Origin of the sequence: Chitinophaga niabensis, assembly GCF_900129465.1 — a bacterium.
GTDB lineage: Bacteria > Bacteroidota > Bacteroidia > Chitinophagales > Chitinophagaceae > Chitinophaga > Chitinophaga niabensis.
Map to the genome: position 1 here is coordinate 2,028,889 of NZ_FSRA01000001.1, position 13,598 is coordinate 2,042,486.

Sequence of the window (13,598 nt, forward strand, 5' to 3'; positions counted from 1 at the left end):
GCTTTTTCCCGCATTTCACCAAAAAGTAACAACTAGTTATATTAATTCGATATAAATTGCAGCATATTCTTATAAGTATTTTTTCCTTTTCCTATCTAAAAGCCTCTAACGCGCAGTGAATGGCGCGAATATTTTAAACCCCGTCCTCTCGAAAAACTTCACGAAATGATGAGCAACGCGTACGCTATCGTACTGTCGTGCAGCATCGTTCACAATTAACACGTTAGAGCCAATCTCACATATATGAAACAATTTTACTACCTACTGTTCATGGTGTTCCTTTTAGGAGCATTCCCCGCTAGTGCCCAGGTACTAGACCCCAATGATCCTGTAGTTACCTACAACCCCTCTGCGCCTCCAACAGAGCCACAATGGGGCAGTGTTGGTAAATGGGTGAGAACTGTCCGCGTGAGCTGGACTTCCACCTCCTACAAGGCTTACATCTACAAAGGCCTGGCCTTCCGGCTGAAATTCCCTAAAAACTATGATGCATCTGGTAATAAAAAGTACCCGGTGCTTATATTTTTCCATGGACTTGGTGAGAAAGGCACTATCTATGATAATGAGTATCAGTTGCTCCATGGCGGCCAAACCGCTATGAACGCCGTGGATAACGGTAAGTTCGATGGCTTCCTGCTGTATCCTCAGAATCAGTCCGGTTACTACGGCGCTACGCAGTACGACCTGATCAACGAACTGATCACTAACTTTTTTGTTCCGCAGATCAATGTGGATATCAACAGGATCACAGCACATGGTCTTTCTGCAGGTGGTACCGCTACCTGGGATTTTCTGCTGAGACTTCCTAAACAGGTTGCAGGCGCGGGCCCTATCAGTGCTGCTGCCGCTGCTACCGCTAACAGCATCAACGTTTTCAAATTCACGCCTATCTGGTGGTTCCAGGGTAACGACGATACTAACCCTCCGAAAAGTGTTGCACAGGGTGTATACGACCAGGCCATAGCACAAGGTGCTAATATGAAACTCTCCATCTATCCCGGCGGCCACGGCATCTGGGACCAGGCTTGGGCAGAAGCAGATTTCTTTGGCTTTATGCAAAGGGCTAACAAAGTGAACCCCTGGCCTTTAACCGGCAGAACCGAGTTCTGTCCGGGCGACCCCGTTAATTTAACGCTTGGCTTAACCGCAGGATATGATGGTTACGAATGGCGTAAAGATGGCGTGGTGATCCCTGGCGCTAATAGTAATACCCTTGTTATTAATTCACTCGGTACTTACGATGCCAGGATCAAACGTGGAACTGATTGGTCTTACTGGTCTCCTATCCCTGTGGTAGTGAAAACAAAAGGCGCTACCGTTCCTCCTACGATCGCTGTTTCCGGCCTGATGAGTAAGGTATTACCTGCTCCGGATGGCTTGAATAAAGTAACTTTATCTGTTCCTGCTACCTATGCCACTTATCTCTGGAAGAAAACTACAGATGGCACTACATTAGGTACTGCAGCATCATATGACGCAACCACTCCCGGCCTTTATACAGTTAAGGTTCAGGAACAATTTGGTTGTTCCAGCGACTTCTCTACGCCGTTTGAAGTGATCAATGCTAATGGCCCTAATAAACCAGATGCAGCTACCGGCCTTACCGCTACAGACCTCTCCAAAACATCTATCCAGCTGAACTGGGTAGATAAACCTAACCCGGCTTACAATGAAACCGGTTATGAGGTTTACCGCTCCAACACACCTGGCGGCCCTTATACGCTGCTTGCCATTACTGCCCCTAACGTAGTAACCTATACCAGCACAGGGCTGATCGCCAATACAACCTATTACTATATTGTAAGGGCAGTGAATAATACCGCCGCTTCTGCCAATAGTAACGAAGCCAGTGCTAAAACACAGGTGGATAATGTTCCTCCGACTGCTCCGGGTAACCTTATTGTAACAGCTTCTTCTCAGAATCAGATCAGTCTGAAATGGGATGCTGCTACAGACGATGTAGGTGTTGTTAAATATGACATCTATGTTAACGGCCTGAAATCCTATACAGTTAACAGTGATAAGCTCACATATGATGTGCTGAACCTTTCAGCAGGTCAGCTGTATACCTTCACTGTAAAAGCCAGGGATATTGCAGGTAACTTATCTCCTGCCAGCAACCAGGCCAGCGGTTATGCTACCCTGAAAGGTTTGAAGTACAAGCTGTACCAGGGAGACTGGAATAACCTGCCTAACTTCGCGACCCTTACGCCGGTTAAAACAGGCATCCAGCCACAGGTAGACATCACCACGATCGGTGCACCGGAAGATTACTTCGGCGTACTGTGGGAAGGATTTATCAAGATCCCTGTAGCCGGTAACTACACCTTCGAAACATATTCCGATGATGGCAGCAAACTGTACATCGGCCCTTATAGTCATACTGCCACTGCGCTCGTGAACAACGATGCCCTGCAAGGCCCCACCTACAAAACAGGTACCAGGAACTTTGCTACTGCCGGTATCTATCCTATTGCCATCACTTATTTTGAAAAGAATGGTGGCCAGGAAATGAAAGTATACTGGAAAAATACAGCTAATGGTGTAGGCAGCACCCGCCAGCTCATCCCAGCTGAATTCTTCGTGGAAGCTGAATTGCCAGCTGCCAATATAGCTGCACCAACAAACATCATTGCTTCTCCTGCAGCTTATAATAAGATCAACCTTACCTGGACGGATAACAGTAATAACGAAACTGGTTTCGAAATTTACCGTTCAACTTCCCGTACAGGTACTTATAGTATTGTGAAAACAGTAGGCGCTAATGTAACTACTGCTTCAGACAGCGCGTTGAACCCCCTCACTACTTACTACTACAAGGTGAAGGCGATCAACGACATGGGTAATTCAGGGTTCCATTCATTGGCAGATGGTGGTTTAGCGTATGATTACTATGAACCAGCCACTGTTACTGTATTACCAAACTTTGCTTCGCTCACTCCTGTAAGGTCTGGTACTATCAGCACCGTTTCCCTGAGCATCTCACCTGCACCAAGGGCAGACAGGTATGCGATAAAGTATGCTGGTTACATCACCATTCCAACCACAGGCAGTTATACTTTCTATACCCGTTCTAACGACGGTAGCAGATTGTATATCGGTGGGTTCACTGCTGCAGATATCGTAGTGGAAAATGATGGCACCCGTTCCTCTGCATCTGAGAAGAGCGGTACCAAAACTTTAAATGCAGGTACTTACCCGATCTACGTTACTTTCTTTGAAAATACAGGTAGCGCAGAACTCTCTGCCAGCTGGCAAGGCCCTGGTATCAGCAAACAGGCTATCCCTGCAGCCCGCTTCCTCGATTCAAGGAACCAGGCTACTACGCAGGCATTGCCAACTATACCTGTTGCTGCCAGCAATCTTGTAGCAACTGCGGCATCCCCTACCAAGATCAATCTTACATGGAACGATAACGCAAATAACGAAACCTCTTACCAGGTTTGGCGCTCCATTACAGATAATACCAACTTCACTTTGCTGGCAACTTTACCTGCCAATGCAACTGCACAGGGAAGTTATACTGACTCTCTCCTCTTCCCCAACACTACTTACTACTATAAAGTACGTGCAAGGAACGACGGTGGTATCGGTAACTACTCTCCTGAAGCCTTTACATCCACATTGAACTCTGTTCCGGTTGTATCTCCAATCGCCAGCCGTTCTATGCGTTTTGGCACACAACTCTCTATCCCTGTCACTTATGCTGATGCAGATGGAGAAACAGTAACATTAACTGCAGAAAACCTGCCAGCCTTCGGTACATTAACCGATAACGGCAATGGTACTGCTACTTTAGTGTTCAATCCTTCCGGTACTGACCTGGGTGATTTTGCAGGTATTGTGATCAAAGCTACGGATGGCCATAGCGGTGTAGGTACACAAACATTCACATTATCTGTGAATGACAACTATCCGCCGGTACTGTCTGCTATTGCAAACATTACCATGAATGAGAATGCTTCTCAATCAATTGCCCTCTCTGCTGCTGATCAGAATGCAACAGATGTGATCACCTGGTCTGCAACAGGATTACCATCCTTTGCTACCTTAACGCCGAATGGTAATACTGCTCAACTGCAGCTCAATACTACCATCCTGGATGCCGGCACATACCCTGTGACCATCACCATCAACGATGGCCGCAATGGTATAGACAGCAAAACGTTCAACATTGTGGTAAATGATGTGAACCCAAGCCGAGTGGTTTATGTGAACTTCAACGACGGTAGCGCAAACTCTGCCAGTGGCGGATATTGGAACAACACCAATAAACCTCCGTTGCAGAACGATGTACATGCTAACCTGAAAGATACCACGCTGACTGCAACCGGTATTTCCCTGACGATCATGACCAGGTGGCAGGATGTTGGCGGATACAACAACTCTGGTGCTGTAACCAACAACAACTCCGGTGTATATCCTGATAACGTAATGCGCTCTGCTTATTTCAGCAACAGCGGTGTTACACAAACAGTGAAGATCTCCGGCCTCACAGGTGGTTCAGACTACAAGTATAACTTTACCTTCTTCGGCAGCCGCGGTGGTGTAACGGATAACCGTACTTCCATCTACACTATCAATGGTGCCAGCGTAGCATTAAATGCTGCGAGCAATACTACCAATACAGTCTCTTTAACCAATGTAATACCTGATGCAAACGGAGAAGTGCTGCTGAACCTTACAGCAGCTCCGGGCTCTTCCTTCTCTTATCTGAATGCTATGGTGATCCAGGCTTCATATGAACCTGCCATCGCTCCTTCCAAACCAACCAACATTACTGCTGAATCTGTAAGCGCTGGTGTTAAAGTTGGCTGGAAAGATGTAGCGTTCAATGAAACTGCATACGAAGTTTACCGTGGTACCACTTTAGCAGGTCCGTTCACTAAACTGACCACTCCTGCTAATAATGCCAACACTTCTTCATTCATCGATGAAACAACGCTGGCTGGTACGCAATACTACTTTACAGTAAGAGCTATCAACGGTTATGGTGCATCTGCATACTCCGATACAGTGGGTGTTGTTACAACTAACAAGAACCCGTCACTGAATGCGATCAGCAACATCAACATGAAAGCTGATTCTGTGATCAACCTGGCACTGGCTGCTACGGATGATCCTCAGGATGTGATCACGCTTTCTGCTACCGGTCTCCCTGCATTCGCAGTATTGACTGATAACGGAAACGGTAATGGCGTACTGGCTATCACACCTAACAACAGCCATGTAGGTACTTACAATAATATTTCTGTAACTGCATCAGATGATAAAGGTGGCAGCACAACCCGCACCTTCAGCATCACGGTTCAGGACAAAACACTGAGTTCAGTGTTTGTGAACTTCAATGAAGTGAATCCTGCTCCGGCTCCATGGAACAACCTTACCAGGTATCCAAGTGCAGGTACTTCCTTATCAAACCTGCTGAGCCAGGATGGATCAGGCACAGGCTTCACCCTTACACTGGTAGACCAACTGTCTGGTACCAATACACTGGGTGCTACAACTGGCAGCAACACAGGTGTATACCCCGATGTGGTAATGCAAACAGCATGGTTTGAACAATCTGATGTAGCAAAACGCTTCAGGATCTCCGGCCTGCCGCTCAACAAGAAATACAACCTTGTATTCTTTGGCAGCCGTGGCGATGTGACCGATAACAGGAACACTGAGTATACTGTAGGCGCGCAAACAGTAACCCTGAATGCTGCCGGCAATAAAACAAACGTGGTGAAGATCAATGGCCTCTCTCCTGCCGCAAATGGCGAGATTGAGTTCAGCATCAAACGTGCCGCAGGTTCCAGCTATGCTTATCTGAATGCACTCGTGATCCAGTCATACGAAGACAATGGTATACCATTAGCACCTTCTAACCTGAAAGCTACCGGTAAATCAAGGACTAAGATCACCCTCAACTGGTTCGATAATGCCAGCACAGAAACAGCATATGAAGTATACAGGTCAGCCAGCGAAAACGGTACTTATTCCCTGATCGCTACCCTGGGTGCTAATGTTACAACTTACGATGATAATACTGCAACAGCAGGCAGCAGCTTGTTCTATAAAGTAAGGGCAAAAGCAGGTGCTATCAATTCTGAATACAGTAATATCGCCAAAGGTTCTACTTATTCTTACAGCACTTACATCAACGTAAACCGTGATCTTCCGGCGGGTGCTCCATGGAACAACACCAATAACGCGCCGTTTGCAGGTGACAACTACGGACCATTCCTGAACGATCAGGGTAATAATTCCGGTCTCTCCTTCACCATTGAGCAGAATTTCTCCGGGGATAACTCCCTGGGTGTGATCACCGGCAATAACTCAGGTGTTTACCCTGATAATGTGATCAGCAGCTCATGGTGGTGCGATTTCGGGGTAACAGGTAAACTGAGGATCAAGGGCCTGAACCAATCTCAGAACTACACCTTTGTGTTCTTCGGTAGCCGTACCAGCGATGGTAACCGTACCAGCAATTACACGATCAATGGTAAATATGTATCCCTGAATGCTTCCTTCAACTCAACACAAACCGTACAGCTGGAAAATGTGAAACCAGACGAAAATGGTGAAGTGGTGGTAGAAGTAAGCCCGGGCACAGGTTCTCCATACGCTTACCTCGGTTCAATGGTGATCCATGGTTATGCAGCAACTGGTGGCGAACCTACCGGTGCAGATGTACCAGGATTTACTTTGAGAACAGTTCAAACTACCGGTAATGTAAACAATGCCGTAGCCAAAGCTGCTCCTGAAGAAACACCGGAAAAACTGGTGATCGAAAGAGCTTATCCGAATCCGTTCGCATCCAACCTGTATGTAACCATCAACAACTATGGTTCTACCAAACGGTTGTTCTCCAGGATCTACGACATGTCCGGCAAACTGTTGCTGAGCAATGTTCTGGGAGACTTCGGAAATGGCAGGTACAATACCAGGATAGATGTAACGAACCTTCAATATCTCCCTGCCGGCATCTATCTGCTGCAAGTGGTGGATGAGAAGAACCAGGGCAAGTCTATCAAGATCATCAAACAATAATCAGATAAAAATTCTCCTTAAAAAGCCCGGTAGCATTACCGGGCTTTTTATTTTTCACTAACTTGAGGTATGCATCTTAATATTAAAGCAACGGATCAGCACACGTATGATGCCATTGTGATCGGGTCAGGTATCAGTGGCGGGTGGGCCGCAAAGGAACTTTGTGAGAAAGGGCTAAAAGTGTTGCTGCTGGAAAGAGGGCGCAACGTAGAACATGTGAAGGATTACACCACTGCCAACCTCAACCCCTGGGATTTTCCGCACCGCCTGGTGAATACAGAAAAGGATATGGAAGAAGATCCTATCCAGGGAAAGGCTTATGATGAAAGCAGTAAACATTTTTTTGTACGCGATAAAGAACATCCTTATATCCAGGAAAAACCCTTCAGCTGGGTACGGGGCTACCACGTAGGCGGGCGTTCCCTCACCTGGGGGCGGCAGTGTTACCGCCTCAGCGACCTGGATTTTGAAGCAAATGCAAAAGACGGGCATGGAGTTGACTGGCCGGTCCGTTATAAGGATATCGCCCCCTGGTACGATTATGTGGAAACATTTGCCGGTATCAGCGGGCAGGCGGAAGGTTTGCCCCAGTTGCCGGACGGGCAGTTCCTCCCTCCCATGGAAATGAACTGCGTGGAAACCCACCTGAAAGAAAAAGTACGGGAAAAGTTCAAGGACCGTTTAGTGACCATTGCCAGGGTAGCCAACCTCACAAAAGGATGGAACGACAGAGGCCCCTGCCAGTTCAGGAACCTCTGCCATCGGGGCTGCCCATTCGGCGGTTATTTCAGCAGTAATTCCGCTACCCTCCCGGTTGCCATGGCCACAGGAAATTTAACCCTCCGCCCCTTCAGCACCGTAAGCGAGATCATCTACGATAAAGAAACAAAGAAAGCAAAAGGCGTACGCGTTATTGATACGGAAAGCAAAGAAACCACCGAATACTTTGCCCGTATCATTTTCCTGAATGCTTCCACGATTGCCAGCGCTTCCATATTACTGCAATCAAAATCCGAAGTATTTCCCAATGGCCTCGGTAATAACCAGGACCTGGTGGGCAGGCACCTGATGGACCATCACTTTAAAGTAGGTGCCATGGGAGAGTTTAAAGGATATGAAGACCAGTATTACAAAGGAAGGCGCCCCACCGGCATTTACATTCCCCGCTTCCGCAATATCAATGATGCCACCCGCAGGGAGGATTACATCAGGGGATTCGGTTACCAGGGTTATGCAGAACGGGAGGCCTGGAACGATGCCTATGCCATCAACGGATATGGGGAAGATTTCAAAAATGAGATCACCAAACCCGGTAAATGGGTGATGTGGATGGCAGCATGGGGTGAAACACTGCCTTATGCGGACAATCGCATTACGCTGGACGATAACAGGAAAGATGCATGGGGTTTACCCCTTGTAAAGATCAACTTTGAGATCAAAGAAAATGAGAAGGCCATGCGTAAGGATATGCAGGGCAGTGCCGTGGAAATGCTGGAAAAAGCCGGCTTTCATAATATCTCTGGTTTTGATTACGACTACATAGGCGGGGAATGTGTGCATGAAATGGGTACCGTAAGGATGGGGCTCGATCCCAAAACGTCCGTATTGAACAAGTGGAACCAGGTACATGATGTGCAGAACCTCTTCATTACTGATGGAAGCTGTATGACCTCATCCGCCACACAAAACCCCTCACTTACCTATATGGCACTCACCGCCAGGGCCTGTAACTATGCCGCGGAAGAAATGAAAAAACAAAATTTGTGATCTCAGATCACAAATTTTTTCTTCAGCCTTAAGAAAGGTAACTCCAGCAAATGGAAACTGAGCACGCTGATACCAATAGAGAATAACAGGATACCTGTTTTCACCAGCAATACGGAAGGAGTGCTTACTGCATGGAAATGGTCCAGCAGGGTTTTAGTGAACATAAAATGAATGGCTGCGTGGTACAGGTAAATGCCATAGGAGTATTTGCCCAGGAACATCATCAGCCTGCTGTTCACTGCAGGTTTAAAGATCCCCGGAATATTGGAGGACATGCTCCATACCACTACTGAACCAAAGAACAGCGCAAAGAAAGTAAAGGAAGAATAAAAGTCCTGAAAGGATCCACCCTTGTTAAAGCCAATCATAATCACCAGTGAAACAAGGGCAAAGATCATCACATAACTGGTGTACTTCTCCAAAACCTCCCGGTTAGTTCTCACCAATACCGCTATCAGCGCACCCACAGAGATAGTATCCAGCCGGGCAAAAGTGTTCACGTACTTATAATTGCTGTTGATCCCTTCGATATGGATCAGCCGCAATACATTGGCAGCAATAATAAAAAAGATCAGTACCCTGAGCAGGTTCTTTGTATTTAATTTATAGACCAGCAGCGGGAAGAACATATAGAACTGCTCTTCAATGCAGAGCGACCATGTATGCATCAATACCCAGTCAGCAGGATACCCATCAATACTGAACAGCCAGTTCTGCAGATATAACCAGAACCAGGCCTGATGCTGAAGGTAATACTTAATATTAGGTACCGCATTGATGAAGATAACAGGTATCACGTAGAGGATGAGCGCCAGCACAAAGAAATAAACCGGAAATATCCTGAGTATACGTTTAACGTAAAAGTTCCTGAAATAGCCCGGCTTATCTTTTGTATCCAGCAGAATGCCTGTGATCAGGAAGCCGGACAATACAAAGAACAGGTCCACCCCCATCCGTCCTATTCCCAGGATCCTTACATGCTCTGCATAAAAATGCAGTAATAATACGAGGAATATAGCCCAGCCGCGGATCGCATCCAGCTGTTTTACATGGAGGCCATTGCTGTAATTAATAACCGGTCTGAGCGTCATTTAGTATAAGAATAGATGGGGAATAAATACCTTACAATTGCGCATAAAGATATAAAAAAAAGGTGCTGATCTAACAGACCAGCACCTTTTCTATGATTTCGTTCATTAAAGACCGAAGGCCTGTTTCACTTTCTCTACATAGTCCAGTTTCTCCCATGTGAACAGCTCCACTTCTACTTTCTTTTCTGATTTTTTACCTGCGTTGAAGGTTTTGGTGATCACCTTGCTTTCGCGGCCCATGTGACCATAAGCAGCAGTTTCTGCATAGATTGGGTTACGCAGTTTCAGGCGTTGTTCGATAGCGTAAGGGCGCAGGTCGAAAACAGCTTCTACCTTACGTGCGATCTCACCATCGTTGAGGCCAACTTTTGCCGTACCGTAAGTATCTACAAATACACCGCATGGTTTAGCTACACCGATAGCATAAGAAACCTGTACCAGTACTTCATCACAAACACCGGCAGCTACCAGGTTCTTTGCAATGTGACGGGTAGCGTACGCTGCAGAGCGGTCTACCTTGGAAGGATCTTTACCGGAGAATGCACCACCACCGTGCGCACCTTTACCACCATAGGTATCTACGATGATCTTACGGCCTGTTAAGCCGGTATCGCCGTGAGGTCCGCCGATCACGAACTTACCGGTTGGGTTGATGTGGTAAGTGATCTTATCCGTGAACAGCCCTTGCAGTTCTGGTTTCAGTTGTGCCTTCACACGTGGGATCAGGATGTTGATCATATCCTGTTTGATCTTGTCCAGCATCTGCTGGTCCTTGTCAAAATCATCGTGTTGGGTAGATATTACGATCGTATCGATACGAACGGGTTTATTATCGTCAGAGTACTCGATCGTTACCTGGGATTTGGCATCCGGGCGGAGGTACTTGATATCTTTATTTTCGCGGCGGAGTGCAGCGAGTTCGATCAGCAGTTTGTGAGCGAGGTCCAATGCCAGGGGCATGTAGTTCTCCGTTTCACGGGTTGCATAACCAAACATCATACCCTGATCGCCTGCACCTTGTTCTTCGGGGCTTTTACGAACCACACCCTGGTTGATATCGGGAGATTGTTCGTGAATAGCGGAAAGGATACCGCAGGAATTTGCTTCGAACATGTATTCGCTCTTGGTATAACCAATCTTACGGATCACTTCACGCGCAATATCCTGAACGTCCAGGTATGCTTCAGATTTAACCTCACCCGCCAATACAACCTGACCGGTTGTTACAAGCGTTTCGCAAGCTACTTTGGAAGTAGTGTCGTACGCGAGGAAATTATCGATCAGTGCATCTGATATCTGGTCGGCAACTTTATCCGGGTGCCCTTCTGAAACGGATTCTGAGGTAAATAAGTACGGCATAAAATTAAAAATTCTGAAGATTATAGTTGAGTATAAATTATTCTTAGTTTGGCATTGATAGGTGGAGTACCTGTACCGCCGCCCACTTTCACACTCCTCATATCTATCTGGTGCCTGTTGGAGACTGCTTCCAGCTTGAACACTGAATTATCTAATTTCTTGTCCAGCATGAACTGCAAATGCCGCGCAATATTAAACTTATATTGCACAACTTCAATGCCTCCTATATTAGAAATGACGGTTCTATTACCACCGAAGTAAGCGAGGTCAGGATTGGAGGGGTTACCGTAGTCTACGATATATCCAAGACTGTCGTGCGTGATGTATCTCCAGAGGAATAACCGGTCCGGATCGGTAAAGATCTTTTCCTTACCGGCCAGGTTGCTGTTGATCTTGGTGAACACCAGTTCAGCCTTGTTGATGATGGCCTTGGGGAAGTTTTCTATACCCGGGATCTGGAACTTGGTGTAGATACCCGGCGCTTCCTGCAAATAGATGGCTGTATCCCCTGTTGGTTTGTTGGTATTAAGATAAGGAGCCACCTGCGCGTTGGTGTAATTACGGGTAAAGTAATTAGCATGCGGGCTGTAGTATTGCTGGAATGGGAAGTTTGCAATCAGTGAGTCTTCCGTAGAGTTCTTATAATAAACGGAAATACGGGTATCGCCCTTGTTCAGGTTTACGAAGAGCATGGTTTTGCTCACATTGGTATCCGGAACAATAGCCAATCCCTTCAGGAAGGCTTTGAAAGTAGTATCGTCTTTAAAGGCACCATCTGCACGCTGCTGCAGTAACAGGTTACCAAAGGCTGCACTCAGCGGGATGCGCAGCGCGGGCGCCTGTTTTACCCCGTAAATGGAGAGGGAATCCTTAGGATATACCGGGAAAGCCGTAACATTCGCCAGCAGTTCGCCCTGGTCGTAACTCAGGGGCCTTGTATAACTGTAATTAGAGTCTGCCTTGAAATCGGGCTCATTCATCCGGTACACTCTCAGGTTCATGCCCTGGTTCTCGCCATACCAAAGGGTATCACATCCTATGTATAATACAACAGAATCCAGCGTTTGGCCGGTCCCTGCGAAGGAGAATTCTAATTTGGGAAGACCTACGCCGGTATAAAGGAAACCACTTGATTTACCGAAGATGGGATCATCGGTGATGCTTCCAAGCGCTGCGCCATAGTTGGCCTGACCGGTACGGATGCTGGAATCTGCTTCCTGCACATTCAGCGTGATCAGGTTATTGATCGTTGTATCTTTTACGGTTACTTTATCAGAGCCTGGGATAAGGTCCTTACCCAGAATGGTGGATTCATTACAACCGGTAAATGCATATAACGCCGTTAAGAAAGCAGCACTATAGCCAAGATTCCTGAAATTGATCTTCACGTAGTTTGGTTTGAAGAAAAGAAAAACTAAAAATAAAAAGTAAAAAGCAGGATCGGTAACTACCCGTCAAGTTTTAACTTTTCGTTTTAATGGCTGACTTATTTTAAGCCCAATAATTGATGATAAAGCTGCAGGTAGTCTGCCAGATCTTCATTGTCCTTTTTAAAAGGAACGATGATCTTACCTTTTTCTGCTTTCAGTTCGTCCACCAACTTTTTGTCCGCCTTGTCGCTGGCCACAACCACCGCATCGGCATATTTGCATGCTCCTTTATTCAGCGCAGCATTGGTTCCTTCTTTATATAATTCCAGGTCTTTTTCTTTGATCTGGTTACTAATGATCGCTTTTTTCAGGAAAGTAGCGCCTAATTTCTCTTTAAATGAATTAGGCTCTAAGGAAAATACCGTTTTTGAATGGGCAAAAACAGGTTCTTTTTTATACGCCGTTTTTAAGTAAACGGGGATCAGGGAGGTCATCCAGCCACTGCAATGGATAATGTCAGGAGGCCAGCCAAATTTCTTTACGGTTTCCAGTGCACCTTTGCAAAAGAAGATCTCACGGGCTGCATTGTCATCGTAAAATTTTCCGTCATCGTCGTTAAATACCGCTTTACGTTTGAAATAATCTTCATTGTCCAGGAAGTAAACCTGCAACCTGGCATTAGGTAAGGAAGCAACCTTGATGATCAGCGGATAATCATCCCCGTCAATCACAATGTTGATCCCTGAAAGGCGCACCACTTCATGTAATCTATGCCTGCGTTCATTAATACTTCCAAACCTCGGCATGATAACCCTCACCTCCAGACCGGCCTCATTGGATTTAATCGCCATCTTATTGACCATAGCCGCATAATCACTCAATTCAAGATAAGGCGACATCTCCTGGGCAATAAAAAGAATTCGTTTCTTTGTGGACATTTAATGCTGATTATTAATGCAGTTATTTTTAATTT

6 protein-coding genes are annotated in these 13,598 nt (G+C 46.3%); 2 read left to right on the plus strand and 4 right to left on the minus strand.

Going from position 1 to position 13,598, the window contains the following annotated elements:
* Positions 1-243: 243 nt before the first annotated feature.
* Together BUR42_RS07845 and BUR42_RS07850 are read left to right on the plus strand one after the other, a co-directional pair.
* Positions 244-7,038: a fibronectin type III domain-containing protein gene (locus BUR42_RS07845; RefSeq protein WP_074238702.1), complete on the plus strand. Its 6,795-nt coding sequence runs from the start codon at positions 244-246 to the stop codon at positions 7,036-7,038.
* Positions 7,039-7,107: 69 nt separating this feature from the next.
* Positions 7,108-8,805 carry a GMC oxidoreductase gene (locus BUR42_RS07850; protein ID WP_074238703.1) on the plus strand — a complete coding sequence of 566 codons (1,698 nt, stop codon included), beginning with the start codon at positions 7,108-7,110 and terminating at the stop codon, positions 8,803-8,805.
* 2 nt (positions 8,806-8,807) lie between these two features.
* Here BUR42_RS07850 and BUR42_RS07855 read toward each other — a convergent pair whose 3' ends face one another.
* From BUR42_RS07855 to BUR42_RS07870, 4 genes are all read right to left on the minus strand, one after another.
* Positions 8,808-9,896 (minus strand): acyltransferase family protein, encoded by a 1,089-nt coding sequence (locus BUR42_RS07855; protein ID WP_074238704.1) that lies wholly within the window; start codon positions 9,894-9,896, stop codon positions 8,808-8,810.
* Between the two features lie 105 nt (positions 9,897-10,001).
* Entirely contained in the window at positions 10,002-11,255 is a 1,254-nt protein-coding gene (gene metK / locus BUR42_RS07860; protein WP_074238705.1) for a methionine adenosyltransferase, read from the minus strand.
* Positions 11,256-11,275: 20 nt separating this feature from the next.
* A complete protein-coding gene (locus BUR42_RS07865; protein WP_074238706.1) occupies positions 11,276-12,643 on the minus strand; it encodes a DUF4270 family protein in 1,368 nt (455 codons plus the stop codon).
* Between the two features lie 98 nt (positions 12,644-12,741).
* Positions 12,742-13,563, minus strand: coding sequence for a glycogen/starch synthase (locus tag BUR42_RS07870; protein ID WP_074238707.1), 822 nt, complete (start codon positions 13,561-13,563; stop codon positions 12,742-12,744).
* Positions 13,564-13,598 lie beyond the last annotated feature (35 nt).